Annotated in this window: 20 protein-coding genes; 12 read left to right on the plus strand and 8 right to left on the minus strand. The window is 70.6% G+C overall.

Annotated features, from left to right (window positions below; genetic code table 11):
* Positions 1–50: 50 nt before the first annotated feature.
* Positions 51–1,364 (minus strand): rhamnosyltransferase WsaF family glycosyltransferase, encoded by a 1,314-nt coding sequence (locus ELQ92_RS04820; RefSeq protein WP_128497797.1) that lies wholly within the window; start codon positions 1,362–1,364, stop codon positions 51–53.
* A 176-nt stretch (positions 1,365–1,540) separates the two neighbouring features.
* Between ELQ92_RS04820 and ELQ92_RS04825 the strand changes: the two genes are divergently transcribed.
* From ELQ92_RS04825 to ELQ92_RS04835, 3 genes are read left to right on the plus strand one after another with little or no spacing between them, the layout of a single operon-like run.
* The gene (locus ELQ92_RS04825; protein WP_128497798.1) at positions 1,541–4,705 is read left to right on the plus strand and encodes a glycosyltransferase; all 3,165 of its coding nucleotides are present in this window, start codon (positions 1,541–1,543) and stop codon (positions 4,703–4,705) included.
* Positions 4,702–6,789, plus strand: a complete 2,088-nt coding sequence (locus ELQ92_RS04830) for an acyltransferase family protein (RefSeq protein WP_128497799.1) — start codon at positions 4,702–4,704, stop codon at positions 6,787–6,789. Before ELQ92_RS04825 ends, ELQ92_RS04830 begins: the two co-directional genes overlap by 4 nt.
* A 40-nt stretch (positions 6,790–6,829) precedes the next feature.
* Positions 6,830–8,128, plus strand: coding sequence for a UDP-glucose dehydrogenase family protein (locus tag ELQ92_RS04835; RefSeq protein ID WP_128497800.1), 1,299 nt, complete (start codon positions 6,830–6,832; stop codon positions 8,126–8,128).
* Positions 8,129–8,203: 75 nt separating this feature from the next.
* Here ELQ92_RS04835 and ELQ92_RS04840 read toward each other — a convergent pair whose 3' ends face one another.
* From ELQ92_RS04840 to ELQ92_RS04850, 3 genes are all read right to left on the minus strand, one after another.
* Positions 8,204–9,475, minus strand: a complete 1,272-nt coding sequence (locus tag ELQ92_RS04840; protein WP_243694867.1) for an O-antigen ligase family protein — start codon at positions 9,473–9,475, stop codon at positions 8,204–8,206.
* Positions 9,472–10,809 carry an O-antigen ligase family protein gene (locus ELQ92_RS04845; protein WP_128497801.1) on the minus strand — a complete coding sequence of 446 codons (1,338 nt, stop codon included), beginning with the start codon at positions 10,807–10,809 and terminating at the stop codon, positions 9,472–9,474. The genes ELQ92_RS04840 and ELQ92_RS04845 overlap by 4 nt, the downstream gene beginning before the upstream one ends.
* Before the next feature lie 62 nt (positions 10,810–10,871).
* A complete protein-coding gene (locus ELQ92_RS04850) occupies positions 10,872–12,050 on the minus strand; it encodes an acyl-CoA dehydrogenase family protein (RefSeq protein ID WP_128497802.1) in 1,179 nt (392 codons plus the stop codon).
* A gap of 167 nt (positions 12,051–12,217) precedes the next feature.
* Between ELQ92_RS04850 and manA the strand changes: the two genes are divergently transcribed.
* Positions 12,218–13,426 (plus strand): mannose-6-phosphate isomerase, class I, encoded by a 1,209-nt coding sequence (gene manA, locus ELQ92_RS04855; RefSeq protein ID WP_128497803.1) that lies wholly within the window; start codon positions 12,218–12,220, stop codon positions 13,424–13,426.
* A gap of 18 nt (positions 13,427–13,444) precedes the next feature.
* Here the strand turns inward: manA and ELQ92_RS04860 are convergent, their stop codons facing one another.
* Positions 13,445–14,419: a GlxA family transcriptional regulator gene (locus ELQ92_RS04860; RefSeq protein WP_128497804.1), complete on the minus strand. Its 975-nt coding sequence runs from the start codon at positions 14,417–14,419 to the stop codon at positions 13,445–13,447.
* Between the two features lie 82 nt (positions 14,420–14,501).
* Here ELQ92_RS04860 and ELQ92_RS16235 point away from each other — a divergent pair, with 82 nt between their 5' ends.
* The 4 genes from ELQ92_RS16235 to ELQ92_RS04875 all read left to right on the plus strand — a co-directional run bounded on the left by ELQ92_RS16235 (position 14,502) and on the right by ELQ92_RS04875 (position 20,051).
* Entirely contained in the window at positions 14,502–14,639 is a 138-nt protein-coding gene (locus tag ELQ92_RS16235) for a hypothetical protein (protein ID WP_166426708.1), read from the plus strand.
* Positions 14,640–14,894: 255 nt separating this feature from the next.
* Positions 14,895–15,221, plus strand: coding sequence for a WhiB family transcriptional regulator (locus ELQ92_RS04865; RefSeq protein ID WP_128497805.1), 327 nt, complete (start codon positions 14,895–14,897; stop codon positions 15,219–15,221).
* Between the two features lie 169 nt (positions 15,222–15,390).
* Positions 15,391–18,642: a glycosyltransferase family 2 protein gene (locus ELQ92_RS04870; protein WP_128497806.1), complete on the plus strand. Its 3,252-nt coding sequence runs from the start codon at positions 15,391–15,393 to the stop codon at positions 18,640–18,642.
* Complete coding sequence (locus tag ELQ92_RS04875; protein WP_128497807.1) at positions 18,639–20,051, plus strand: DUF5719 family protein; 1,413 nt, start codon at positions 18,639–18,641, stop codon at positions 20,049–20,051. Before ELQ92_RS04870 ends, ELQ92_RS04875 begins: the two co-directional genes overlap by 4 nt.
* Before the next feature lie 22 nt (positions 20,052–20,073).
* On the opposite strand, the gene ELQ92_RS04880 is transcribed toward ELQ92_RS04875, so the two are convergent.
* Complete coding sequence (locus tag ELQ92_RS04880; RefSeq protein ID WP_128497808.1) at positions 20,074–20,526, minus strand: metallopeptidase family protein; 453 nt, start codon at positions 20,524–20,526, stop codon at positions 20,074–20,076.
* Positions 20,527–20,614: 88 nt separating this feature from the next.
* Here ELQ92_RS04880 and ELQ92_RS04885 point away from each other — a divergent pair, with 88 nt between their 5' ends.
* From ELQ92_RS04885 to ahcY, 3 genes are all read left to right on the plus strand, one after another.
* Positions 20,615–20,827, plus strand: coding sequence for a DUF3499 family protein (locus ELQ92_RS04885; protein WP_128497809.1), 213 nt, complete (start codon positions 20,615–20,617; stop codon positions 20,825–20,827).
* 5 nt (positions 20,828–20,832) lie between these two features.
* Positions 20,833–22,278: a phosphomannomutase/phosphoglucomutase gene (locus tag ELQ92_RS04890; protein ID WP_128497810.1), complete on the plus strand. Its 1,446-nt coding sequence runs from the start codon at positions 20,833–20,835 to the stop codon at positions 22,276–22,278.
* Positions 22,279–22,354: 76 nt separating this feature from the next.
* Complete coding sequence (ahcY, locus tag ELQ92_RS04895) at positions 22,355–23,857, plus strand: adenosylhomocysteinase (RefSeq protein ID WP_128497811.1); 1,503 nt, start codon at positions 22,355–22,357, stop codon at positions 23,855–23,857.
* Positions 23,858–23,911: 54 nt separating this feature from the next.
* On the opposite strand, the gene ELQ92_RS04900 is transcribed toward ahcY, so the two are convergent.
* Positions 23,912–24,751, minus strand: a complete 840-nt coding sequence (locus ELQ92_RS04900) for an RDD family protein (protein ID WP_128497812.1) — start codon at positions 24,749–24,751, stop codon at positions 23,912–23,914.
* Between the two features lie 18 nt (positions 24,752–24,769).
* Between ELQ92_RS04900 and ELQ92_RS04905 the strand changes: the two genes are divergently transcribed.
* Complete coding sequence (locus ELQ92_RS04905; RefSeq protein WP_128497813.1) at positions 24,770–25,765, plus strand: stage II sporulation protein M; 996 nt, start codon at positions 24,770–24,772, stop codon at positions 25,763–25,765.
* 18 nt (positions 25,766–25,783) lie between these two features.
* Here ELQ92_RS04905 and ELQ92_RS04910 read toward each other — a convergent pair whose 3' ends face one another.
* A complete protein-coding gene (locus ELQ92_RS04910) occupies positions 25,784–26,539 on the minus strand; it encodes an MIP/aquaporin family protein (RefSeq protein ID WP_128497814.1) in 756 nt (251 codons plus the stop codon).
* Positions 26,540–26,570 lie beyond the last annotated feature (31 nt).

Here is a 26,570-nt window from a genome sequence, read left to right on the forward strand (position 1 = left end):
GAGGAGGAGCGAGGCCACGTCCTGGTGACCGGTCCGCTCCTCCTCTTCCCTTACGCGACGACGTCGGCGATGGCCGTGAGCGCGTCCTCGAGCGGCCCGCCGATCCGGTCGCGGGTGATCGGCGAGAAGGACCCGGGGCCCTCTGCGCGTTCACGTCGGATCGCGGCGACGAGGGCAGCGCCGAGCGCGTCGGGCGATTCCGGGACGGCCGTGAGGCGCTCGTGCAGGTTCTGGCGCGTGCCGTAGAACTCGTTCGTGACGACGTGAGCCCCGGAGACCGCGGATTCGAGCGGAGGGTGGCTCGGGTGCGGACTCATCTGCAAGGAGAGCACGACGTTCGCCGTGGGGAGGAAGGTGAAGTAGTCGTCCCACGCCATGCGGCCGAGGGGCGAGAGCGTGCGACCGCCGCCGAGATCGACCGGGGGGTGAGCCTCGCCGGCCGAGACGACGTCGACGGACGTGGCCTCGTCACCGAGGATCTGCATCGCTCGCCGGAGCGAGGCGACGCCGAGCTCGAAGAGATTGCGGGGCTTGCTCGGTCGCCCGTAGAAGAGGACGGTCGTGCGGTCCCCCCGGCCGCGGCGAGCGGCGACGTCGGCGAGTCTGTCCCCGTCGAAGGCCGGCGCGAAGACGTGCTCGGGCGGGACGTCGAGTCCTTCCGTCCTCTCGAGATGATCGAGCAGTGGACGGGAGTTCACGAGGGGCACGAATCCCGCGTGGTAGGTCGACCGGGCGGTCGTGAACGACGTCGACCACGGCGTGAATCCGGGCTCGTAGTCCTGGATCAGGTAGGTGACGGACGACCGATCGACGAGCTCGGCGTGGGCGGCGACGTCGAGCGCATGGGCGGTCGTCCAGTGCGTGGCGATCCAGCGGTCGCCGGGGTGGAAGCGCGACCCGGGGAGGTCCTGGCGCAGGAGGATCTCGACGTCGTCGAGTCCGAATGTCTCGCGGAGCAGAACGCGACCCGCGTCGGCGTCCGAGGCGATCTGGTTCCGGGCGAGGGCGATGACCCGCACCGGGAGGTTCACGCGGGCGGCGATCCCGGCGAGAACGTCGATCGCCGTCGCGACTCCCGCGAAGACCGCATCGGCGCGGAACTCGGGGAGCACGAGGTTGACGTGACGCGGGACGTCGGACGCCGGTGTGAGGGTGCTGAGCGCGAGACTCGAGTCGACGAGGCCGAAGAACACTCGCGCCGCCGCTGGAGCGACGGCCTGCTCGCGCCGGTCGATCGCGTCACCCTGAGCGGCCGTGGTGCGGCCGTGGGCGTGCAGGACGGCTGCGCGGAACTCGGAGGAGCGCACGTACCCGATGTTCAGTTTGCCGAGGTCCGAGAGGAGCTGCAGGGGGCGTGGAGGCATGGACACACTTTCGGCCGAGGGCAGGAACCCGCCACAGTCTATTTTGTTAGGCTGTGTCGTCGCGCCGGGCACCGTGGTCGGGCCCGCACAGCGGACCGACGGGTGCGACTGGCTGGTCGAGAATCACGGGTCGACCGCCCTCGAGCTGAGTCAATCGACGGAAGAGACCAACCACCATGAATCGACGGGCGATCGCGCGCCGCGTGCTCGACAGGATCCCGCTCCTCGACGCGAGGATCATCACCCCGATCCGTGTGGAGCGTCGGAAGCGCCAGCTCCGGGAGCTCGGGCGTACCGGACTCATCGACGCCGCGTACGTCGCCCTTCAGGCCCCCGTGCCCATCCGGTCGTCCCGGGATGCCGTCCGATTCCTCGCGACAGCGCCCAATCACTTCTCGCCCCATCCCATCGTGGAGCCTCGCTGGATCTCGAGTCGGGTGAAGGGGCGCGACTGGCTCGCGACGCTCCTCGACCCGTCCGTCCCGCCGATCTCGGTCGGACCGGTCTTCGACGTCGCGGTGCTCCCCGAGGCGGAGCGCTCGGGCTCGCTCGCCGAGACCATCGGGCGGTTCCTCTCCGCGTCGAGCGGTGCGACGCCGCTGCCGCTGCCCGAGGGCACTCGTGGCCCCGTCACTCTCGGGGACGCGCGCGCCGACGCCTTCCGTCTCGCCGAGGAGCGCGCCGCGACGGCCGACTGGGTCGCCGTCCGCGGGAGCCGCGAGTGGGACGCCGACGCCGAGCGACGCTACATCGAGACGCACCACGCGCGCGCGGACCGGTGGCTCGACCGGCCGCACGACCGCCCGGCCGTATCGATCGTCATGCCCGTCTTCAATCGCGCGAACGTCGTCGGCGCCGCGATCGACTCGGTCATCGCCCAGACCTTCCCCGCATGGGAGCTCGTCATCGTCGACGACGGATCGAGCGACGCGACGGCGGACGTGGTGCGCGAGTACTCCGCTCGCGACGAGCGCGTCCGCCTCGTCACGGGTGATCACGCGGGCGTCTCGGCCGCCCGCAATCTCGGGATCGGAGCCTCCCGCGCAGACGTCCTCGCCTTCATCGACTCCGACAACACGTGGACGCCGCACCTCCTCGCCCTGTCCCTCAATGAGATCCTGAGCGGGCGCGCCGACCTCGTCTACTCCGCGATCGAAATCGACGAGGGTGGGGAGAAGCCGCGCTACCTCGGCATGGAAGGCACGGCGGAGCACCTCCTCCACGGCAGCAGCTTCATCGATCAGAACACGCTCGTCGTGAGGAAGGACCTCGTCGAGGAGGTCGGGGCGTTCGACGAGTCGCTGCGGCGCTGGGTCGACTTCGACCTCTTCATCCGGCTCTTCCGACGCACCGATCGGATCTCCTACCTCCCCTTCATCGGGGTCCGCTACGACCACCGCGACGACGCCGTCGACCGCATCACGACGAGCGAGTCGCCCCACTGGCGCGAGATCGTGCTCAAGAAGTACGTCCTCGACGAGTATGCGGCGACAGCCCCCGAGCGGGTCGACGGGCGTGTCTCCGTCGTCATCTCGACGGTCGGGGAGTGGGAGTGGCCCGTGCGTGCGGTCGACGCGGTCCTCGCGACGACCGAGGGCTCGGACGTCGAGGTCGTGCTCGTGGTGTCGGGTTCGCAGCGGGAGGTCCCGGCGATCCTCGGAGCCCGCTACACCCACGATCCGCGGGTGCGGGTGATCGTCCGGCGCGGCCGTCTCAAGCGGCCGCTCGCGCACGACATCGGTTTCGCTGCTTCGAGTGGCGAAACCGTCGTCTTCCTCGAACGCACGGTCGAGGTGCGCCCGGGCTGGCTCGAGCCCCTCGTCGCCGCGCTCGACGACGAGCGCGTCTTCGCCGCGCAGCCCGTGCCGGTCGGACCCGGCGGGGCCGCGCGTCATGCGGGCATCGTGTTCGGGGGGCCGGGCGTGCTCCCGATGCGCTACCTCGCGGAGCACCCGGTCGAGGACCTCGTCGCCTCGCGCCAACGCGAGTTCCTCGCCGTCGGCGACGGGGCGATCGCGGTACGTGCGTCGTCGTTCTCGGCCGTCGGCGGGTACGACCCGCTGTTCCAGGGCGCGTTCGAGGACGTCGATCTGTGCCTCCGCGCCGCACGCGAGCTCGGGACGGTCAACGTCGTCGTGCCCGAGTCCCGCGTCTTCCTCCAGGGTGAGCGGGGACGCGTCGTCCAAGTGGGGCGACGCGAGAACGCGCGCCGCTTCGAGGACCGCTGGGGCGCCACTGTGCCCGACGAGATCGAGGAACGGTATGGGGCTGCGGGCTTCGACGTCGTCGAGCGCCGAGGCGCCCCCTCCGAGGACGTCGACGGTGACGACGGGGCCGAGTCGGCGGGCCCGGTCGACATCGAACTCGTGCTCTCCCGACGTGAACGACTCGTCGAATCCGGTCCCTTCGCCGGACGGCCCGCCTTGCGCTGGGCCATTCGGATCGCCTCTCCCGCCGAGCCGCGGGGCGACGTCTGGGGTGACACCTTCTTCGCCGCCGAGATGAGGACGGCCCTCGAACGGCTCGGTCAGGAGGTCGTCGTCGATCGCACGAGCCGCCGGGTCCGAGCGACGGCGTATCTCGACGACGTCGTTCTCACGATCCGCGGCCTCGCCGGCGCTCGCATGCAGGACGGCGCCGTCAACGTGCTCTGGGTCATCAGCCACCCCGACCGCGTCGGCGAGGCGGAGGTCGTGCCGCAGGATCTCGTCTACGCGGCGAGCGAGTCGTGGGCCCGTGAGGCGTCCGAGCGCTTCGGCCGACCCGTGCGGCCGCTCCTGCAGGCGACGGACCCCGAGCTCTTCAATCCCGAGCGCGCCACGCCCGGAACGGGGCACGACGTGCTGTTCGTGGGGACGACCCGCAAACTGTACCGGCCGATCGTGCGGATGGCGCGCGAGGCGGGGGCGCGTCCGGCCATCTACGGTCACGGCTGGGAGGAGTTCCTCCCCGAGGAGGAGATCGCCGGGCAGTCCATGGACCGCGCGGAGGCCGGTGCGGCGTACCGGGCGGCCGGCGTCGTCCTCAACGACCACTGGGAGGACATGGCGACGGAGGGCTTCCTCTCGAACAGGCTGTTCGACGGCGTCGCCGCCGGGGCCCGCATGATCTCGGATCCCGCCGTCGGTCTCGGTGAGGTGTTCGGCGACGTCGTGACCGTCGTCACCTCCACCGAGGAGATGGCCGCGGCACTCGCCGACGTCCGGGAGCGGGTCTCGGAGGAGGCCGTTCTCGCCGCGTCCGCCCTCGTGCGGGAGAAGCACTCGTTCGACGCGCGCGCGTCGACCCTCGTGACGGATGTCTACGCGCTGCGCGAGGAGCGGGGACAGACCGCCTCATGAGCGGGTCCCGACGGGTCGAGGGCGGGCGCCGCGAGCCGGACGGGTTCCGTCCCGAGATCCAGGCGCTGCGCGCGGTCGCGGTTCTCGCCGTCGTCGTCTACCACTTATGGCCAGCCCGGCTCCCCGGCGGGTACGCGGGCGTCGACGTCTTCTTCGTGATCTCGGGTTTCCTCATCACGGCCCACCTCGTGAAGGAAGCGGAGCGCTCGGGCCGGATCCGGTTGCCGTCGTTCTATGCGAGACGGGCGAGACGGCTGCTGCCCGCGGCCCTCGTCGTCCTGCTCGCGACGGCGATCGGGACCGCGATCGTGCTGCCGCTGCAGAACTGGCCGCAGGTCGTGGGCGAGATCCTCGCCGCGACGTTCTACGTGGAGAACTGGGTGCTCGCGGCGGACTCGGTCGATTATCTCGCGCAGAACGCCAACATCGCGAGTCCCGTCCAGCACTTCTGGTCGCTCTCCGTCGAGGAGCAGTTCTACCTCGTCTGGCCACTCCTCGTGATCGCCGCTCTCGTGCTCGTCCGGCGCCGGGGCCATGGACCCGTGCGTCGGATCCTGGTGTTCCTCTTCGGGGCCGTCGCGGTCGCCTCGCTCCTGCACAGCGTCGTGCTCACGACGGTCGACCCTGGCCCCGCCTACTTCGCGACCACGACGCGCGCCTGGGAGTTCGCGGCGGGTGGTCTGCTCGCGCTCGTGCCGGCCGCGCGCCGGCTCCCGGCCGCCGTGCGAGTCGGCTCCTCATGGCTCGGCCTCGTGCTCATCGTCCTGACGCTCGTGACCTTCACAGAGCTCACGCCGTTCCCCGGTTGGGCGGCACTCCTTCCCGTCATCGGGACGCTCCTCGTGATCGCCGCCGGCGCGAGCGGCGGACTGCTCGGCACCGCCCGTCTCTTCCGGCTCCGACCCGTCCAAGCGCTCGGCTCAATCTCCTACAGCCTCTATCTCTGGCACTGGCCGATCGTCGTGCTGGCTGCCGCTGCTGTCGACGGTGAGCTGTCGACCCCCGCCCGCCTCGGCCTGCTCGCCCTCTCCCTGCTGCTCGGCTGGCTCACGAAGCTCCTGGTCGAGGACCCCGCGCGCACATGGGCGGTCCTCGCCGGCGCGCGCCCCCGCCGCACCCTCGCGGCGACGTCGCTCGCTCTCGTGCCCGTCGTCGTGGCCTCGCTCGCCGTAGGCGGAACGGCGTCGGCGCGGATCGCGACGGAGGAGGCCCGTGTGGTCGCGGCTGTGAACGGCGACATCGACTGCTTCGGCGCGGCCGCGCTGATCGACGCGGGATGCGACGCCGATGCGGCGCCGGCGGGCGACCTCGTGCCGTCGACGATCGCGGCGCCCTCCGACGACGTCAACACGCCGGAGTGCTGGAGCCGCAACGGCGAGGCCGAGCTCAAGGTCTGCTCGTTCGGACCGGACGCGGCTCAGGCCGAGGTCCGCATCGCTCTCGTCGGGGACTCGCACAGCAACCAGTACCTGTCGGCCGTGCAGTGGCTCGCCGAGGAACGCGGCTGGGCCGTCGACGTCATCGGCAAGACGGGGTGCATCTGGACGGCGGCGAGCCAGGACAACGACCCGGCCTGGCTCGCGAACTGCGCCGAGTGGAAGCGATCGCTCGACACGTACCTGCGGGGTGACGTCGAGTACGACGCGGTCGTGACGAGCGCATCGGCGGAGTCGCCGATCGCCCCGGAGGGTGAGGACCTCGCGACGGCGACGGTGCGCGGCTTCGTCGAGGCCTGGGCACCCGTCGCCGACCGAGGCACGGTCATCGTCGCGATCCGGGACAACCCGCACACGCGGGGCGACTACCTCGAATGCATCGCCGATGACCCTGCTTCGGCGGCCGCTCGCTGCGCGGTGCCCATAGACGACGCCTTCCCCTTCTTCGACGGTCTCCCGGGAGCGGTCGAGCGCACCCCGGGAGCGACGCTCGTCGACTTCACGCCCTACTTCTGCGACGGTGACGTCTGCCCACCCGTCATCGGGGGCAGCATCGTCTACCGCGACCCGGGACACCTGACCTCGACGTACGCCCGGACCCTCGCGCCGCTGCTCGGCGACGCGATCCAACAGGCCATCGGCTCCTGACCCGTCCTCCACCCGTCTCATTGCTAGGCTGATCCACGATATGAAGCTCTCAGTTATCGGTTGCGGCTACCTCGGAGCCGTCCACGCAGCCGCCATGGCGTCCATCGGCCACTCCGTCGTCGGCATCGACGTCGACGCGGACAAGATCGCTCTCCTGAATTCGGGCCGCGCCCCGTTCTTCGAGCCCGGTCTCACCGAGCTCCTCTCCGAGGCCCTCGCCACCGGCAACCTGCGGTTCTCCACCGACTTCGCCGATGCGGCCGCGGCCGAGGTGCACTTCGTCGCCGTGGGCACTCCGCAGTCGAAAGACGGTCTCGGAGCCGACCTCCGCTACGTGAACTCGGCCGTCGACGCCCTGCTGCCCCACGTCGCCCCCGGCGACGTGATCGTCGGGAAGTCGACCGTCCCGGTCGGCACGGCGGAAGGTCTTGCGGAACGGATCACGCCCACCGGGGCGATCCTCGCGTGGAATCCCGAGTTCTTGCGTGAGGGCTTCGCCGTCGAGGACACGCTGCGTCCCGATCGGCTCGTCTACGGCGTCGGAGACGGCGCCGAGCGCGCCGAGAGCGTGCTCGACGGCGTCTACCACGTGGCGCTCGCCGCGGACACGCCGAAGATCGTCACGGGCTACGCGACGGCCGAGCTCGTCAAGGTCTCCGCCAACGCCTTCCTCGCCACCAAGATCTCCTTCATCAATGCCATGGCCGAGATCTCCGAGGTCACGGGAGCCGACGTCACCGCCCTCGCCGACGCGATCGGGATGGATGCGCGCATCGGTCGCCGATTCCTGAACGCGGGAGTCGGCTTCGGCGGCGGGTGCCTCCCGAAGGACATCCGGGCCTTCCGCGCCCGTGCGGAGGAGCTCGGCGTCGGTCGCTCCGTCGCGTTCCTCGGGGAGGTCGACGCGATCAACCTGCGCCGCCGGGACCGGGTCGTCGACCTCACGACGGCCCTCCTCGACGGCGACGTCGCGGGTCGGAAGATCGCCGTTCTCGGCATCGCCTTCAAGCCGAACAGTGACGACATCCGTGACTCGCCCGCCCTCGACATCGCGTCGCGCCTCGCGGCCCTCGGCGCCGACGTCGTCGCGACCGACCCCGAGGCGATCGAGAACGCTCGCCGCATGGAGCCGGACCTGACCTTCGGCACCGTCGAGGAGGCCCTCACGGACGCCGACATCGTCCTCCTCCTCACGGAGTGGAAGGACTTCACGGGCATCGACCCCGTCTGGGCCGCCTCGCTCGTGAAGACCCCGCTCATCATCGACGGACGCAACGCCCTGCCGCACACGCAGTGGATCGATGCGCTCTGGGAGTACCACGGCCTCGGCCGTCGCTGAAGCCGGAACCGTTGAACCGCCGGCCCACGGGCTCGCCGCGACCGTCGACCCGCCCGGGTCGGCGGTCGCGGTCGTTCAGGCCGGGAGCCGCGACCGCCAGCTCTGGCTCTCGGAGGCCTTCACTGCACAGATGACGAGCAGCAGCCAGCCCGACTCCACGAGCGGGAAGCTCTCGGCGACACCCGTCGTGAGGAGCGCGACGAGGATGAGCGCCGGCCAGGCGTACGTGACGGTCCGGCGGTTCGACGCGAGCAGCCACGAACGGATGACCGCGAAGGCGCAGAGGGCCCCGAAGAGGGCGAGCCCGACGATGCCCACTTGCAGCGCCACATCGATGTACGCGTTGAGCGCCGACGCGTGCTCCCGCTGCACGGACCAGTTGATCCCGGCGAACGGGAGGATCGAGTCGCGCCAGATGCCGGTCCAGCCCCAGCCCTCGATCGGATTGACGTCGACCGCGCGCAGCGTCGAGAGCCAGAGCGCGTAGCGCACCTGGAACTCGCCTCCCGCGTTGAGGAGGTCGATCACGCGGGAGCGCCCGACATAGGTGGCGACGAGCGTGACGACGACGAGCGCGAGGAGGGCGTACTGCAGCATCGGCCGGCGCTCCGTCGGCGTGCGCCGCACGGCGAAGAGGGCGGAGGTGGCGGCGAGGATGACGATGGCCACGACGGCCGTGACGGGTGAACCGCTGAAGAAGAGGCACGTACCGGCGAGGACGATCGAGACGATCCCGAGACCGCGCTGCACCGACCGTGTCCGCAATTCGATGATGTGCGTCACGAGCGCGAGCACGGCGACGAGGCCGAGGAGGTTCCGCGTTCCGAAGACACCCTGGATCGGCCCGCCGACGGCGAGATCGCCGGCGATGCCGAGGACGGGGATCGGGGTATCGATGAGGATGCCGCTCAGGATCTCGAGCCCGAGCGAGAGTCCGAGCACGGCGCGGAAGACGCTGCCGGCGGCTCGGACGATCTGGATGAGGTCACGGCAGAGGGCGATCGTGACGCCGAGCAGGGCGATCGCCACTTGGAACAGCCAGCCGGCGAGCGAGATCCACTGTGCACCGCTCCAGACGATGGAAGCGCCGCACCAGATGACGAACCCGAGGATCGTGAGCGGGAGCACCCCCCGCCACTCGATGAGTTCACGCCGCGCGATCAGGATCGCGATCGCGAGCACGCACAGCCCGGCGATGACGGCGATGTAGCCGGGCCATCCGATGAGCGAGCGGGTGAGGTGGCCGGTGAAGCCCGCGGTGATCGCCGTGACGGTGAACGCCTGGGCGACGGGAGCCGACTCGAGGAACGATCGCAGAGAGTCGCGCGGCACGGGGCGGGAGCTCACGCCGCGACACCGCCGCGGCGCTCGATGACGGGGCGCGCCTTCGTGGCGACGGCGAGGGCGACGAGCAGGACCCAACCGGACTCGATGAGGATGCGGCTCTCCATGAGTGACTGCACGACGAGCACGACGGCCACGAGGACGGGCAGGAGCGCGCTGATGGAGTAGGGGGAATCGTCGGCGAGACCGGTGCGCGGGCGGTCGATCGCGATGAACCAGGACCTCCAGAGGACGGACACGATGACGGCGGCGAAGAGGACGAGCCCCACGACCCCGAGCTGCAGCCACACGTCGAGCCAGGCGTTGTGCGCTTGCAGTTGCTCGACGCCGTTGCGCACGATCGGCTCGTCGAAGGGGACGGCCCCCGGGAGCCACGGACTCGAATAGCCCCAACCGAACCATGGGCGCCTCGCGGCGAGTTCCGTGACGCCGGCCCAGATGTCGACGCGCCCTGTGAGGTCGGCGCTCTTGCCGAGGAGGTCGAGTGCGGCTCCGCGGAAACCGACGGCCACGACGACGACGACCGCCGCGACCGCGGCTCCCGCCCCGTACAGCGCGAGTCGGCCGCGCGGCGACGCCCGGCGAGCGAGCAGTGCGGCGCACAGGACGATGATGCACGCCACGGCGGCGATCATCATGGTGCTCGACCGGGTGAGGCCGAAGGTGATCGCGGCGAGCGCCAACCAGACGTAGCCGCTCGAGCGACGGACGGAGCCGTCGGCGAGCTGTACCGCGAAGACGATGATTCCGAGTAGGGCGATGATGCCGAGGAGGTTCGCATTGCCGACCCAGCCCTGGATGCGGTCGCCCTCGAAGAGCACGTCGCGGGACCAGAGGTCCATGAGGGGGGCGTCGGCGCCGCGTGGGTCCCACGGTCGGGGGAGCGGTGCGCGCACGATCGTCGCGACGACGAGCTCGAAGACGAGCGACAGGCCGATCAGCCAACGCAACGAGGATCCGAGCACGCGTTCGACGCCGTGCCAGTCGAGGGACAGTGCGACGGTGCACCCGACGATCGTGGTCATGAGGGTGCCGACGAGAGTCGCCGCCGTCGGCCCGGGGTACGCGGACCACGCGAGCGAGACGACCGCGAGGGCGAGGAACGCGACGAGCGACTTCGGCGTCGTCGACCAGCGCAGTCGTGGCCGGGACCGGACGAGGACGACGGCGCACGAGGTGGAGACGACGATGCAGAGGGCGATGTAACCGGGCCAGGTCAGGAGGTTCCGCCACCCGTCTCCGCCGAAGGCGACGACGAGCCCGAGCGTCGAGACGGCCGTGGCCACGACGGTCCGGGTGTCCTGATCGCGCGGAGGCGAGACGGTCTGCACGCTCATGGGGTCAAGGGTAACGTGACGCGCCGTCACCGAGCCTCGTTCGGGATCGCCGGCGCGACGACTCACACGAACGCGGCGGACCCGGTGATGGCGCGTCCGACGATGAGGGCGTTCATCTCTCGCGTGCCCTCATAGGAGTACAGCGCCTCGGCGTCGGCGAAGAAGCGCGCGGCACCGTAGTCGAGGACGATGCCGTTCCCGCCCATCGCCTCCCGCGCCCATGCCACGGTCTCGCGCATGCGAGCGGTGCAATACGCCTTCGCGAGAGCCGAATGCTCGTCGCGCTGCGTGCCCTCGTCGTGCATCTGGGAAACGCGCACGCACATCGCCATGGAGGCCGTGATGTTGCCGAGGCACTTCGACAGCAGGTCCTGGACGAGCTGGTGCGACGCGATCGGCTTGCCGAACTGCACGCGCTCCTTGGCGTAGGCGAGGGCGGCCTCATACGCGCCGATCGAGACCCCGACACTCGACCACGCGACGCCGGCGCGCGTGAGCCGGAGGACCTTGGCGGTGTCGCGGAAGGAGGACGCGCACTGCAGACGGTGCGACTCGGGGACGACGACGCCGTCGAGCACGATGTCGGCGTTCTGCACCGCACGCAGACTGATCTTGCGTTCGATGGCCGTCGCCGAATACCCCGGGGTGGACGTCGGGACGATGAAGCCCTTGACCTGCCCGTCCTCGACGTCCTTCGCCCACACGATGGTGATGTCGGAGAACGTCGCATTGCCGATCCACCGCTTCGCACCGTCGAGCACCCAGTTCTCCCCGTCACGACGCGCGGTCGTCCGCAGGCCCTGTGCGCTGTCGCTGCCGGAGAGGGGCTCGGTGAGGGCGAAGGCCCCCGTCACCTCGCCGCTCGCGAGCCGGGGGAGCCACTCGGCCTTCTGCTCCTCCGAGCCGCACACGCCGATGGAGCCCATCGCGAGCCCCTCCTGCACACCGACGAACGTCGAGATCGAGGCGTCGACGCGGGAGAGCTCCATCGACACGAGGCCGCGGAAGACGGCCGAGTTCTCGAACGGTGTCGTCTCGGGCCAGGCGAAGCGGCCGACGTCCGTCGCCATGAGCGGCGCGATGAGGTCGTACGGGAACTCCGCACGCTCCCAGTAGTCGTCGATCGTCGGCCGCACGTGCTCCTCGAGGAAGGCGCGGATGCCGGTGATGGCGTCCTTCTCCCGGTCGGTGAGAAGGGTCTCGAAGCCGAGGAAGTCGCTCGCGAGGGGCTCGAAGGACATGTCGCTGCTTTCGTTGCTCGATGGTCGTCGCGCGTCGGCGTCGGGCGCCGTCGCACCTCGACCCTACGGCCGCTCCGCTCGCGCCGGGAACGCTTGGTAGATTCGCTCCAGCCGCGACGCGAAGCCGTCCGGCGTCTTTTGTAGGGTCGCCCAGAGGAGAGTGCCGCATGTTCCTGCCCATCGACAACGTCCCGCGGGACTACGCGTGGGGGTCGACGAGCGCTATCGCCGAACTCCGGGGGATGGAGCCATCCGGGGGACCCGAGGCGGAGCTCTGGCTCGGCGCCCACCCGGGCTCTCCCGCACGAATCCTGTCGCCGGAGAGCGTCGGCGGCGCGACGGACCTCGCCGAGTGGATCGCCGCTTCGCCGTCGCACGCGGGGCTCGCGGGCCCTCGTCTCCCCTTCCTCCTCAAGCTGCTCGCCGCTGCCGCGCCGCTCTCCCTGCAGGCTCACCCGTCGCTCGAGCAGGCGGACGCGGGCTTCGCGCGCGAGAACGCCGCCGGCGTGCCCATCGACGCTCCGCATCGCAACTACAAGGACGCGTTCCACAAGCCGGAGCTCGTCGTCGCGTTGAGCGAGACGTACTCGGCACTGTGCGGCTTCCGCGCCGTGGGGGAGACGCGCGCACTGCTCGCGGCGATCGACGACGGCGCCGCCCCGCTCGCCGCGCTCTCGGCCTCCCTCGGGGAGGACAGCGACGCAGACGCCGAGGTCCTCCGGCGCACCGTCCGCGACCTCCTCGACGGACGGCTCGGCGCCGTGGTCCCCGCGCTCGTCGCCGCTGCCGACGCGGCTCTCGCTCGCGGCACCCTCGATGCGGACGAGGAGACGGTCCTCCGCACCGTCGCCTCCCTCGCCGACGCGTACCCGGGCGACGCGGGCGTCGCCGTCGCGTTCCTCCTCAACCGCGTCACCCTCCAGCGGGGAGAGGCGCTGTACCTCCCCGCCGGCAACATCCACGCGTACCTCGAGGGATTCGGCGTCGAACTGATGGCCTCGAGCGACAACGTCCTGCGGGGCGGGCTCACCCCGAAGCACGTCGACGTCGACGAACTGCTCGCGGTCCTCGACTTCGAACCGCTCCCCGTCCCTCTGCTGCGCCCGCTCGCGGTCGGCCCGGGCATCGACGTGTTCCGGCCGGACGTCCCGGACTTCGAGCTCTTGCGCGTCGACGCGGCGCTCGCCGCGGACACCCCGATCGACCTGCCGGGTCCCGCGATCGCCGTCGTGACGCAGGGGACCGTCCGGCTGACCGCGTCGACGGAGATCACTCTCCCGGTCGGCGCGGCCGCGTACATCGTGCCGGAGGAGCAGCCCCTCAGGGTGTCGGGAGACGGAGAGGTGTTCGTCGCCACGACGCATCTCGACCGCTGAGCGCCGGTCGCGGGGTCCTCAGCCCGTCAGGAGGACGCCGTCGTCGATGCAGGAGAATGCCCGTCGGTAGGCGTTCGGGGTCGTCTTGAGGGTGCGCACGAAGTGGTGCCGCATGACCGAAGCGCTCCCGAAGCCGCTCTCGTCGGCGATCTGCTCGAGGCCGAGGTCGGTTCGTTCGAGCAGTTGTTGTGCGCGGATGAGGCGTTGCCGATTGAGCCAGGCCGCCGGAGTGGCCCCCAGTTCGGCGCGGAAGCGTCGCGCGAACGTGCGCTCCGACATGTGCGCCCGGCGTGCGAGGACCGCGACGGACTGATCCTCGGTGAGGTTCTCGACCATCCACGTCGTGACCGCAGCGAGGGACGAGATCCGCTCGTGCTCCGGCGGTGTCTGGATGAATTGCGCCTGGCCGCCGTCCCGCTGCGGCGGAACGACCATGCGCCGCGCGATGATGTTGGCCGCCGCCGCTCCGAGCTCCGTGCGGACGAGGTGCAGGCACGCATCGATGCCGGCGGCCGTCCCCGCGCCCGTGATGACGCGTCGGTCCTCGACGAAGAGGACGTCGGGGTCGACGTGCGTCCCCGGGAAGCGGCGCGTCAGCTCGCCGGCGTGCATCCAGTGCGTCGTCGACCTCCTCCCGTCGAGCAGTCCGGCGGCCGCGAGGGCGAACGCGCCGCTGCAGACGCTCAGGACCCACGCTCCCCGGCGCTCGGCGTCCCGCAGCGCCTCAACGATGCGCGGGTCGATGTCCGTCTCGCCGGAGCCGAAGGCGGGCACCGCGACGAGGTCGGCGGTCGCCGTCGCCTCGAGTCCCTCGGACACGACGAGACCGAGCCCGTTCTTCATGGTCACGACGCCGGGCTCCGCCGCGACCACGTGGAAGTCGAACACCGGGCCGCCCTGAGCGCTCCGGTCGATGCCGAACACCTCGGCGAGGACGCCGAACTCGAACGGGGCGACCTCCGGAATGGCGATGACGGCGACCGAGCGGAGCATTGCGCCTCCTTGGCGGAAATGAGTCGATTTCTGACCATCCTGCCACTGGTGGCAGGATCACTCAAAATCGTAGTTTTCTGCCATGGCACTCTTCCTCATCCTCCTGGCCCTCATCCTCGTCACAGGCGTCGTCTGGACGCTCGTCGTCACCGCTCGCGACGGGTATCGCCGCATCCCGAATCGGGGCTCTACGCGTGTCGATCGGATCGTCGACGACTGACGGGCGTCGCGCCTCCGTGCTCGTCGAGGTCACGGCCTGCATACGACTCGCCGTGTCGCAACCCTCGATTGGGGGTCGAGGGTTTACGATCCCCGACTTGACCCGCGCGAACTACACGGGTGTAATTAGGTGTCGGCGGTGAAACGCCGGTGATCGTGAGATCGGATGTTCACTCCGCCTCGATCGCGGCGGCCGGTGCGAGACAGTGCACCGCTGCTGCAGAGTCAGTAAGCGCAACGTAGGTGGGGAGACGGTATGGGCATTCCGAACGAACATTCCGGTGTCCCGGACGACTGGTTCGTCGACCCCGTTCAGCTCGGTGTCCCCGGCGTCCGCAAGAACATCGCCGCAGAGGACGACAACCCTCTCTCATGGCAGTCGGACTCCCTCTGCGCTCAGACGGACCCCGAGGCGTTCTTCCCCGAGAAGGGCGGATCCACTCGCGACGCCAAGCGCATCTGCTCTTCGTGCGAGGTGCGCAGCCAATGCCTCGAGTACGCACTGCAGAACGACGAGCGGTTCGGGATCTGGGGCGGGCTCTCGGAGCGCGAGCGACGCAAGCTGAAGAAGCGCGCGGTCTGAGATCCCGAGGTCGGGGTTTCCGCGGTCTCGTTTCCGCGGTCGGAGTCTCCGAGGTGTGAGACTCCGCGGTCTGGGTTTTCGAAGTTCCGGGTCGTGCGGTGGACGGGAATCGACCACGCCCGACGATGGAGCGGTCGCCGCTCCCTGACCCGCTTAGGCTGAACGCGCTATGGAGACCCGCGTAACCGTCCTCGTCGTCGCGCGCTCGAACGCCGACCGCCTTCACCGCACTCTCGACGCGATCAGGGGCCAGACGCGGATGCCCGACCGGATCGTCGGGATCGCCGTCGACGCGAAGGACGACGTGGTGCGGGCGTTCGAGGACGCCGGCGTCGAACGCATCGTGACCGTGTCGGAGAACCTCGTATTCGGTCGTGCGATCGCCGCGGGCGTCCGCGAACTCGGCGAACCGGGCGACGACGACTTCCTCTGGCTACTCGCGCAGGACACGGTGCCGAACCCGACCGCACTCGCGCGGCTCCTCGCGGGCGTCGAGGTCGCTCCGTCCGTCGCCGTCGCGGGGCCCAAGGTCGTCGACGCCGACGACCCCGGGCGCATCCGCTCGCTCGGCGAGACCGTGACGACCTTCGGGCGGACCGTCGAGCTCGTGAGCGACGAGCTCGACCAGGGCCAGCACGACGCCGACTCCGACGTGCTCGGCGTCTCGCCGATCGGGATGCTCGTGCGGGCTCGTGTATTCGCAGAACTCGGCGGTTTCGACCCGGCCCTCGGCCCCGTCGACGACGGCCTCGACTTCTCCATCCGTGTCCGTCTCGCGGGGAGTCGCGTGACGCTCATCCCCGCCGCCGTCGTCTCGTCCGCCGGTGACGGGGTCGCAGGCGCGCCTCGCGGCCGTCGATTCGGAACCGCTCAGCGACGCGCGCGCCTCTTCCGCAGCGCCGAGCTCCATCGCCGCTTGGTGTACGCCCCAGCGGCGCTCCTGCCCCTGCACTGGCTCGCCATTCTCCCGCTCGCCGTCGTGCGAGCCGTCGTCCACCTCGTCCTCAAGCGTCCGGCCCTCGTGGGGGCGGAGTTCCGCGCGGCCTTCCGTGCCGCCTTCGCGGATCCGCGGGTGCTGTCGTCCCGAGCGACCCTCGCGCGCTCCCGTCGTGTGGGCTGGTCGACGATCTCCGACCTCCGTATGCCGTGGCGGGAACTCCGCCGCCGCCGACAGCTCGAACGTGAGGTCGCGGGCGACGACGATGCCTGGACCGAACGTACGGACCTGCGTTTCCTCGCGGGCGGTGGAGCGTGGCTCGTTCTCGCGTCGACCGTCGCCGGAGTGCTCCTCCTGCTGCCTCTCGTGCCGGCGACCGTGCTCGACGGCGGGGCACTCCTGCCCTTGTCCCACTCCGTCGGTGAACTGTGGGCGAATGTCGGTTGGGGCTGGCGCGACGTGGGCTCCGGCTTCGTGGGGGCCTCGGACCCCTTCGCCGTCGTCGTCGCGTTGCTCGGAACGCTCACCTTCTGGGACCCGTCGTTCTCTCTCGTGCTCGTGTGGCTCATCGCCTTCCCGGTCGCGACGCTCGGCGGCTGGTTCGCGGCCACGCGATTGAGTGAGCGCGGGGGATACCGCATGCTCGGGGCGGTGCTGTGGACGCTCTCGCCCGCCTTCCTCGCCGCCCTCGCCGAGGGACGACCGGCCGCCGTGATCGTGCACCTCGCCCTGCCATGGCTGTTCCTCACCGGCACCGCAGCCGCCAAGTCCTGGGCCTCGGCGGCGACGACGGCGATCCTCCTCGCCGTGGTCCTCGCATGTGCTCCGATCCTCGTCGGTGCGCTCGGCGTCGTGTGGCTTCTCGCCCTCGTCTCGGCCGGTCGGGGCGCCCTCCGGGTGCTCCTCGTCCCCATCCCGTCGCTCGTGCTGTTCGCGCCACTCGTCTGGCAGCAGGGCGTGCAGGCCGGCCGGTGGATCGCGCTCCTCGTCGACCCGGGGGCACCCGCGGCGACGACCGCCGTCGGTCCCGCTTCCCTCCTGTCGGGTTTCCCGGTCGATCGTGACGGCACGTGGGCGGCGCTCGCGTCCGGATGGCCGGTCGTGACGACAGCGCTCCCCGTGGCGCTGCCGCTGTTGCTCGCCCCGCTCGCCGTGCTCGCGCTCGCGGGACTGTTCGTGCGTGGGCAGCGCCGTACCCTCGTCCTGCTCGGCGTCGCCCTGCTCGGTCTCGGAACGGCCGTGCTCGCCGGCTCGCTCACGATCGCGTCGATCGACGGTGTCCTCGTCGCGGTATGGCAGGGGACGGCGCTCAGCCTGTACTGGTTGGGGCTCGGGGGTGCAGCGGTCTCCGGACTCGAAGGCCTCGGGCGGCGTGGAGCGGTACCGGCCGTCGTCGCGGCGGTCGCGCTCGCGCTCGTCGTCGTCCCGCTCGCGGCCGCGAAACCGCTGGGGACCTCCGTCGTGACGGCGGGTTCCGGCCGGACGGTGCCGGCGTACGTCGATGCGGCGGCGGGAGAGGATCGGCGCATCGGCACACTGCAGATCACCCCGCTCGCGGACGGCTCCATCGCGGTCCGCTTCCTCCCGGGACGCGGCGACGTGCTCGACGGGCAGTCGACGATCGTCCGCACCGCCGATCCGACCCGGGAGACGGACGCCCGCATCGCCGAACTCGCGGGCAACCTGGTCTCCCGATCGGGTCTCGACACGGCTCCGGAGCTCGCGGCGCTCGGGATCGACTACGTCCTCCTCGCGACCGAGCCGGCGAGCATCGCCGAGGCCGAAGCCGAGGCCGCGGAGGCGAACCCCGGCGACGCGCTCGCGGACCCGGCGCCGACCGCTCGTGGGCCCGTCGACCTCACGGCCGACGCGATCGCCGCCCTCACAGCGAATCCGGCCGTCGACTACGTGGGACCGACCGACGCCGGGGAGCTGTGGCGGAACGTCGCGGCCGCCGAGCGACCCGCCCCCACTTCCGTCGACCCCTTCTGGTCTCGCGCGGTCCCCGTGGCGTGGGCCGTCGTGTTCCTCCTCGCTCTGCTCATCGCGGTCCCCACATCGGCATCGCGCGAGGCGGCACGGCGGCGACCCCGCACGGTCGGTGTCAAGCCGGCGACTCAGCCGCGACGGTCGCCGGACGCCGAGGAGGACGCCGTCGACGTGCTGCCCGATCTCGCGACGGCGCCCGACGGTCAGTCGGAACCCGACTGGGCGGACGAGTCCGTGTCCGGCACTGATGACACTGATGACACTGATGGCACCGATGGCGCCGATTACGACGACGAGGACTCCGATGACGGCTCCGGCGCCGAAAGCGGCGCCGGACCGGAGAACGAGGCCGGATCCGAGAAGGATCCGCGTCCTGCCGATTCAGACGACGCCGACGCGGCCGAGTCGGGTCGGTACACCGACGGCACCGCCACAGCGGAACCGGGAACCGGGAACACCACCCGTCCCGTGCGTATGACGAAGGGGACGCCATGAGCAGGAGACCGACAGCGACCCGCGTGATCCGGACCGTGATCGGCGTCGCGGGCGTTGCGGCGGCCGTCGCGACGGTGCTCGTCGCCGGCCGTCTCGACGTCCAACCCATCGGTTCGGAGCCCGCGAGCGTGACGGTGACCCCGGTCCCCGCCGCGCAGTCACGTGTGTGCGCCGGCCCGGTCGTGGAGGTCGGTGGCGACGCCTCGGCGGCCACCGCGGTGGCCTCTGTGGGCGTGCCCGTCATCACGGCCGGTGACGGCCTCGACATCGCGGCCGATGTCTCCGCCGTCGCGGCACCCGACGACGTCGCCGGAGGCGCCGGCCCGTCGGTCCTGTCGGCGCCGCCGGCCGAGGACGGGACAGCCCTCGCGGGTTCCCAGGCGCAGAGCGTGACGGGCGAGCGTCTCGCGGGCTTCGCAGCCTCCTCGTGCATCGAGGCGAGACCCGAGGCCTGGCTCGTCGGCGGCTCGACCGACGTGGGCCAATCGACGGTGGTCCTCCTCACGAACCCCTCGAACGTCGAGGCGAATGTCACGATCGAGGTCTTCGGTGAGGCGGGACCGGTCGACGCGCCGGGAGCTTCCGGCATCGTCGTGGGCCCGTCGTCGCAGCGGATCGTCCCGCTCGCCGGGATCGCGCCCAACATCCAGATCCCCGCTCTCCGTGTCACGAGCATCGGCGCTCCCATCGCGGCGAGCCTGCAGCAGTCTGCTCTGCGTGCGATCACCCCGGAAGGGCTCGACGTGATCGGCGCGACGACGGCGCCGGGCGTCGAGCACGTCGTGCCCGGGTTCACCGTTCCGGCCTCCCGGCCCGCGGACGGCGCGACCGGGTACGACTATCGCGTCCCGGGAGTCCGTGTGCTCGCCCCCGGCACCTTCGACAGCGAGGTCACCATCACCGCGACGCCCGTAGGAGGAACGGCCTTGGAGCCGCGGATCGCGACCGTGCCGGCCGGTTCCGTCGTCGAGGTTCCGCTCGACGATCTCGCGCCCGGCGGCTACAGCCTGACGGTGACATCGGACGTCCCCGTCGTCGCCGCCGCCCACGCGGCGTCCACGGCGGACGGGGCGACGGACTTCGCGTGGTTCGCGGCCGCTGAGCCGCTCGATGACGCAGCGACGGTCGCCGTGGCCGGGGACCAGGGTGCGAGTGCGGTCCTCTACCTCGTGAACACCGGGACAGAGGATCGGCCAGCGACCATCGTCGGTCCGTCCGGTGAACGCCGCTTCGTCGTCGCGGCCGGCGGTACGCCGAAGCCGATCGGGCGGGTCGCGGGGATCAGCACGTTGGCGAGCGTCGAGGGACTGACCGCCGCCGTCGTGTACCCCGGAGCCGCCGAGTTCGCGTCCTTCGTGATCGCGCCTCCCGGGGCGGCGTCGGATCCCGTCGTCGTCCGCCCGCGCTGAGCGAGTCGAGGACGGATCGGGTTCAGAGGAAGCGGAACCGCTCCGGGCCGAGATCCCACGGATCCTTCCCGAGGAACTCCGCCGTGGCGCGGAAGACGCAACTCTCGATCATCATCCGCTGGTGCAGCTCGTCGTTGCGGTGGAGGTGGCTCAGCCGCTGGATCGGGATGCGGAAGATCGTGATTCGTCGGGTCGCGGCGTCCGTCTGCCACCGGTCGACACCGTCGTTCGAGTCGAGGGACGGCGGCATGGCCTGGACCTCGTAGCGGACGCCCGCGAGCTCGTCGGGCCAGGAGCCCCGGAGGAAGTCGGCCGTCGTCGCGACGGTCTGCTCGAAGAGGTCGACGCGCGACCGGAGCAGCGGAAGCGGGGGTCGGAGGACCGAGCTGCGTCCGGCGCGGCCGTGGCGGTCGCGCCGAACGGCCTGGCGCCCCGGCTCGTCGAGCGGGGACTTCCGTGCCGTACGCCTCACCATCCCGTCATCCTACGCGCGCGGGGAGCCTCGCGGTCCTCGGCGGCGCGGTGCCGCCTCGGTGTCGGCGGCTGCTCGTAGACTGACGCCGATGGACGACAGGAACTGCTCGAAGGTCGGGTGCACACGCGAGGCCGTGTCCACCCTCAGCTACGACTACGGCGACCAGATGGCGGTGCTCGGCCCCCTGGGTCTCACGCGCGACCCGCACACGTATGACCTCTGTTCCATCCACTCGGAGCGACTCTCCGTACCGAAGGGCTGGCAGGTCATCCGCCACGCGCTCCTCGGCGAAGTATTCTGATCCCCATGGCTTCGGAATCGGTAGACGGTGCACCACGGATCGATGAACGCGTGAAGGCGGTCGTGGGCGCGTACGACGTCCGCGGCGTCGTGGGAGACGATCTCACGGAAGAGGTCGTGGAGGCGCTCGCCGCGGCGTTCGTCGACGAGGTCGGAGCGGCGGGTACCGCCGTGGTCGTCGGTCACGACATGCGCGACTCCTCACCCGTCTTCGCCGCGGCGTTCGCGCGTGGCGCGACGGCACGCGGCGCCGACGTCCTCTCCATCGGACTCTGCTCCACGGACGAGAGCTACTTCGCCTCGGGACGTCTCGGCCTCCCGGCCGCCATGTTCACGGCGAGCCACAACCCCGCGACCTACAACGGCATCAAGTTCTCCCGCGCCGGTGCCGAGGCGATCTCGCGCGCGACGGGTCTCGCCTCCATCAGCGAGAGGGCCTCGCGATTCCTCGCCGACGGTATCCGCGCCGTCGAGACGACGGGTTCCGTCGAGGAGCGCGACGTCCTCGCGGACTACGCGGCGTACCTCCGTTCGCTCGTCCCCCTCGACGCCGTCCGGCCGCTGACCATCGTCGTCGATGCCGGTAACGGCATGGGTGGTCTCACGGTCCCCGCCGTGCTCGAGACCGCCGCGGGGCTCCCGTCGCTGCCGCTCACGATCATCCCGCTCTACTTCGAGCTCGACGGCACCTTCCCCAACCACGAGGCCAACCCTCTCGAGCCGAAGAACCTCGTCGACCTGCAGAAGGCCGTGGTCGAGCACGGCGCCGACCTCGGACTCGCGTTCGATGGGGACGCCGACCGCTGCTTCGTCATCGACGAGCGCGGAGACGCCGTCACACCGTCGGCGGTGGCGGCGATCGTGGCCGTCCGTGAGATCGCCCGGGCGCGACGCGAATCGACCGACGAGCAGATCCACGTCATCCACAACCTGATCACCTCACGCATCGTGCCCGAGACGATCGAGGCGGCGGGGGCGATCCCCGTCCGGACGAAGGTCGGCCACTCGCTCATCAAGGACGAGATGCGCCGCACGGGAGCCGTCTTCGGGGGCGAGCACTCCGCGCACTACTACTTCCGCGACTTCTGGAGCGCCGACAACGGCATGCTCGCAGCGATGCACGTTCTCGCCGAGTTCGGAATGCAGGACGAGCCCCTTTCCGCCTTCGCGGCCGAGTACTCGCCGTACGCCGCGTCCGGCGAGATCAACTCGACGGTGGCCGATGTCCCCACCGCCTTCGCCCGCGTCGTCGAGGCGTTCTCCGGCCGAGCCGACTTCGACGAGCTCGACGGCCTCACGGTGAGCGGCAACGCGAGTATGGACGACGACTTCTGGTGGTTCAGTGTCCGGCCATCGAACACGGAGCCGCTCTTGCGTCTCAACGTCGAGGCCGCGACGAGGAGCCGCATGCAGTCGATCCGCGACGAGGTCCTTGCCCTCATCCGGTCCTGATCCACCGACCGTTCCCGCTGATCGTTCCCGCCGACACACGGGCGGTGCAGAGCGTCGCGAGTGCGACAATGGAGACATGACGATCACCTCTCCCGCGGCGCCGAGTGCCGAGTCCCCGTCGACCGCTCCGTTCGCCGTCGCCGACCTGTCCCTCGCGGAGGCGGGCCGTCACCAGATCCGCCTCGCGGAGAACGAGATGCCGGGGCTCATGGCCCTCCGTGAGGAGTTCGGCCCCACCCAGCCTCTGGCGGGAGCCCGGATCGCGGGTTCGCTCCACATGACGGTGCAGACGGCCGTCCTCATCGAGACGCTCGTCGCCCTCGGTGCGCAGGTCCGATGGGCGAGCTGCAACATCTTCTCCACGCAGGACGAGGCCGCCGCGGCGATCGCCGTCGGGCCGAACGGCACCGCCGACGCACCCGCGGGCGTGCCCGTCTTCGCCTGGAAGGGTGAGACGCTCACCGAGTACTGGTGGGCGACGAGCCGCATCTTCGACTGGTCGGCGGAGGCCGCCGAGGCCGGCGGCGACTGGACCGGCCCGAACCTCATCCTCGATGACGGCGGCGACGCGACCCTCCTCGTGCACAAGGGTGTCGAGTTCGAGGCGGCCGGCTCGGTTCCCGCGGCGGCCGAAGGCGACAGTGAGGAGTACCGCGTGATCCTCGACGTCCTCCGTCGCTCGCTCTCGGAGAGCGACGACCGGTGGACGCGGATCTCGCGTGATCTCCTCGGTGTCACGGAGGAGACGACGACCGGTGTGCACCGTCTCTACGAGCTCCACCGCGACGGCGACCTGCTCTTCCCCGCGATCAACGTCAACGACTCCGTCACGAAGTCGAAGTTCGACAACAAGTACGGCATCCGCCATTCGTTGCCCGACGGACTCAATCGCGCGACCGACGTCCTCATTGGCGGCAAGGTCGCCCTCGTTGCCGGCTACGGCGACGTCGGCAAGGGAGCGGCGGAGGCCCTCCGCGGTCAGGGTGCTCGCGTCATCGTCACGGAGGTCGACCCGATCTGCGCGCTCCAGGCGGCCATGGACGGATACCAGGTCGCGCGCCTCGAATCGGTCGTCGGCGACGTCGACATCTTCGTCTCGGGCACCGGCAACAAGTCGGTCATCACGACGGAGCACATGCTCGCCATGAAGCACCTCGCCATCGTCGCGAACGTCGGTCACTTCGACAACGAGATCGACATGGACGGACTCGCGCACGTCGACGGCGCCGAGCGTGTCGAGATCAAGCCGCAGGTCCACGAGTGGAGGTTCCCGACGGGGCGCTCGATCCTCGTGCTCTCCGAGGGCCGGCTCATGAACCTCGGCAACGCCACGGGGCACCCCTCGTTCGTCATGAGCAACTCCTTCACGAACCAGGTGCTCGCGCAGATCGAGCTCTACACGCGCCGCGAGGAGTACCCGATCGGCGTCTACGTCCTGCCGAAGCACCTCGATGAGAAGGTCGCGCGTCTCCACCTCGACGCGCTCGGCGTCGAGCTCACGGAGCTGACGCCCGAGCAGGCCGCGTACATCGGTGTGCCGACGGACGGCCCCTTCAAGGTCGACCACTACCGCTACTGACCCCGGTCGTTCCCGCTCCTCGGGGAGGGGCGGGAACGGTGGGACGAGAGACGGTCAGCGCTCGGGGAAGTGATGCGGGTTGCCCTCGAGCGTCGGCCGCAACCGGTCGAGGCGCTCGCGTTCCAGCGTCAGCCGTCGGAACTCCCGGTCGCGCCGGATCGCGGCGACGGCGAAGAGGAAACGTTCGGCGGGCACGTTCGGGAGCGGGGAGACGTACGGCGCCGCCTCGGCCGCGAGTTCGCCCCCGAGGCGCTCGCGCGCTCCGGGGGAGAGCCGCTCCACGTGCTTCAGGTACTGGGCGATGCGTCGTGCGAGCCGGTCCGGCAGCCGGCCGACGTCCGCTGTCGAGGCCCACTCGGTGAGTTCGGGTGGTACGCCGTGGACCGGCTCGACGACCCGCGGGACGCGCTCGTGCTGCGAATAGGTTCCGGCGAGTAGATCGCCGAGGCGCTTCGATCGGTCGCTCAGGAGCCCGACGAGAGCGGCGACTCCGCCGAAGGTCATGTAGATCTCGAAGAAGGCGACGAGCGAGCGGATGAAGGCGTGCCGGAATCCGATCGCACCACCGTCGTCGCGGACGATCCGGGCCCCGATCGCGAGCTTCCCGAGGGACCGCCCCCGGCTCGCGAGTTCGACGGCCGTCGGAGCGACGATGAAGGACAGGACGACGATCACGATGAGACCGGCCTGCAGCGCCGCTTCGTCGAGCGCGACCGCCTCCGCTGCGACGAAAAGCAGGTAAAGCAGGCCGAGGGCGAGCAGCACGTGCGCGATCAGGTCGATGATCGCTCCCGCGGCGCGGAGGATGAAGCTCGCGGGGCGGACGTCGAGGGCGACGGCCTCGCCCGTGACGAGCTCGTGCGGATCGGCGGTCGTGTGCGCGCTCGAGCTCATGGATATCATCGTAACCGGATGGATCTCGACGCCTACGCAGCCGCGCATCGCGCGGAATGGGACCGCCTGGACGCGCTCGCCCGCCAGGGGTCGCTGTCCGGCGCGGACGCGGACGAGTTGATCCACCGCTACCAGTCGGGAGCAACGCAGCTGTCGGCGATCAAATCGACGGCGGGATCGACCGTCGTGGGCGACCGGTTGAGCGTCTCGCTCTCGCGAGCGCGGTTGCGGTTCACGGCCGCGGGACGCAACGTCCTTTCGCAGATCCCCCGCTTCTTCGTCCTGCAACTCCCGGCGGCGCTCTACCGATTGCGGTGGGTCACGCTCGGCGTGTTCCTCGCCTTCACGGTCGTCGCGTCGCTCTACGCGACCTGGATCGCCACGAATCCTCAAGCGCTCGCGGCGCTCGGTGACGAGGAGACGCTGCGCCAGACGGCCGAACAGGGCTTCGTGTCGTACTACTCCGAGAATCCCGCGACGTCGTTCGCCGGCCGCGTGTGGACCAACAACGCCTGGATCGCAGCGCAATGCATCGCCTTCGGCATCACGGGCGTCTGGGTGCCGTACGTGATCGCCGGCAACGCGCAAGGGATCGGCCTCACGGCGGGCATCATGTTCGCGTTCGACGAGGGCGACACATTCTTCCTCTACATCCTCCCGCACGGCTTGCTCGAGCTCACGAGCGTCTTCGTCGCGGGAGCGGCGGGCCTCCGGATCTTCTGGGCCTGGGTGGCACCGGGGCGGGACTCACGAGCGCATGCGCTCGCCCGCGAGGCGCGCGCCCTCTTCACGGTCGTCATCGGCCTCATCATCGCCCTCTTCGTGTCGGGCGTCATCGAGGGCTTCGTCACGCCGGCGCCGTGGCACCCCGCGGTGAAGATCGCCATCGGTGCCGCAGCCCTCGGTGCATTCCTCGCCTACATGCTCATCGTGGGCCGACGCGCGACGCGAGCGGGCGAGACGGGTGACCTCGACGAGTTCGAGCGCGGGGCGACGACCCTCGTCGCGGGCTGAGCGGCGAGCGCCCGGTCGTCAGTCGGACTCGGTCATCCGCCGGCGCGGGACCCGACGTGCCCACCGTGTCGCGAGCGCCGCGAGCGCCGCACCGAGGAGCGGGAAGACGATGAACACCCACACCTGCGCGAGCCGGTCGGGACCCGCGAAGAGCGCGGTGGCGAGCGAACGGGCCGGGTTGAACGACGCGTTCGAGACCGGGAGCGCGAGAAGGGTGATCGCGACGAGCGTCGCACCGACGAGGGCCGCCGCCGGGGAGCGGTCGCGGGCCCCGTCCCCGTGTCGTCCGTCCGCCACGAGGTATGCCCCGACCAGGGCGGCGGTGAGGAGCGTCTCCACGAGGGCGACGGCGAGCAGCCCGTAACCGTCGGGGGAACCCCCGACGCCGAAGCCGCCCGCCGCGAAACCGACGCGTTGCGCCTCCTGGAGTGCGCCGGGAGGCCCGTCCGCGACGATCGTTAGGACCACGGCGGCCCCGAGGGTCGCGCCGACGAGCTGCGCGATCACGTAGGTCGAGACGTCCCTCCACGGGAACCGCCCGGCGAGCGCGAGACCGATCGTCACGGCGGGATTGACGTGACCGCCCGAGACACGCCCCACCGTGGCGACCACGGCGAGGAGCGCGAAACCCGTCGCCGTCGCGATCCCGAGCGGACCGAGGACCACCGCTCCGATGACCGACGTCCCGACGACGACGGTCGTCACGATGAGGGTTCCGACGATCTCGGCGGCGACGACGGCGGCGAAACGGGGGTCGGGATCTGAACCGGTCATGCATCGACAGTAGCGAGGTGCTCCGGGCTCT

It is taken from the genome of Labedella populi, assembly GCF_004078655.1.
GTDB classification, from domain to species: Bacteria; Actinomycetota; Actinomycetes; order Actinomycetales; family Microbacteriaceae; genus Labedella; species Labedella populi.

Bases quoted from the DNA above. Each gene is read 5' to 3' on its own strand.
- ELQ92_RS04900 (WP_128497812.1), bottom strand. From the start codon at position 24,751: ATGAGCTCGAGCGCGCACACGACCGCCGATCCGCACGAGCTCGTCACG.
- ELQ92_RS04890 (WP_128497810.1), top strand. From the start codon at position 20,833: ATGGCTTCGGAATCGGTAGACGGTGCACCACGGATCGATGAACGCGTG.
- ELQ92_RS04905 (WP_128497813.1), top strand. From the start codon at position 24,770: ATGGATCTCGACGCCTACGCAGCCGCGCATCGCGCGGAATGGGACCGC.
- ELQ92_RS16235 (WP_166426708.1), top strand. From the start codon at position 14,502: ATGGCACTCTTCCTCATCCTCCTGGCCCTCATCCTCGTCACAGGCGTC.
- ELQ92_RS04835 (WP_128497800.1), top strand. From the start codon at position 6,830: ATGAAGCTCTCAGTTATCGGTTGCGGCTACCTCGGAGCCGTCCACGCA.
- ahcY (WP_128497811.1), top strand. From the start codon at position 22,355: ATGACGATCACCTCTCCCGCGGCGCCGAGTGCCGAGTCCCCGTCGACC.
- ELQ92_RS04845 (WP_128497801.1), bottom strand. From the start codon at position 10,809: ATGAGCGTGCAGACCGTCTCGCCTCCGCGCGATCAGGACACCCGGACC.
- ELQ92_RS04825 (WP_128497798.1), top strand. From the start codon at position 1,541: ATGAATCGACGGGCGATCGCGCGCCGCGTGCTCGACAGGATCCCGCTC.
- ELQ92_RS04830 (WP_128497799.1), top strand. From the start codon at position 4,702: ATGAGCGGGTCCCGACGGGTCGAGGGCGGGCGCCGCGAGCCGGACGGG.
- ELQ92_RS04870 (WP_128497806.1), top strand. From the start codon at position 15,391: ATGGAGACCCGCGTAACCGTCCTCGTCGTCGCGCGCTCGAACGCCGAC.
- ELQ92_RS04820 (WP_128497797.1), bottom strand. From the start codon at position 1,364: ATGCCTCCACGCCCCCTGCAGCTCCTCTCGGACCTCGGCAAACTGAAC.
- ELQ92_RS04875 (WP_128497807.1), top strand. From the start codon at position 18,639: ATGAGCAGGAGACCGACAGCGACCCGCGTGATCCGGACCGTGATCGGC.
- ELQ92_RS04880 (WP_128497808.1), bottom strand. From the start codon at position 20,526: ATGGTGAGGCGTACGGCACGGAAGTCCCCGCTCGACGAGCCGGGGCGC.
- ELQ92_RS04860 (WP_128497804.1), bottom strand. From the start codon at position 14,419: ATGCTCCGCTCGGTCGCCGTCATCGCCATTCCGGAGGTCGCCCCGTTC.
- ELQ92_RS04865 (WP_128497805.1), top strand. From the start codon at position 14,895: ATGGGCATTCCGAACGAACATTCCGGTGTCCCGGACGACTGGTTCGTC.
- ELQ92_RS04885 (WP_128497809.1), top strand. From the start codon at position 20,615: ATGGACGACAGGAACTGCTCGAAGGTCGGGTGCACACGCGAGGCCGTG.
- manA (WP_128497803.1), top strand. From the start codon at position 12,218: ATGTTCCTGCCCATCGACAACGTCCCGCGGGACTACGCGTGGGGGTCG.
- ELQ92_RS04910 (WP_128497814.1), bottom strand. From the start codon at position 26,539: ATGACCGGTTCAGATCCCGACCCCCGTTTCGCCGCCGTCGTCGCCGCC.
- ELQ92_RS04850 (WP_128497802.1), bottom strand. From the start codon at position 12,050: ATGTCCTTCGAGCCCCTCGCGAGCGACTTCCTCGGCTTCGAGACCCTT.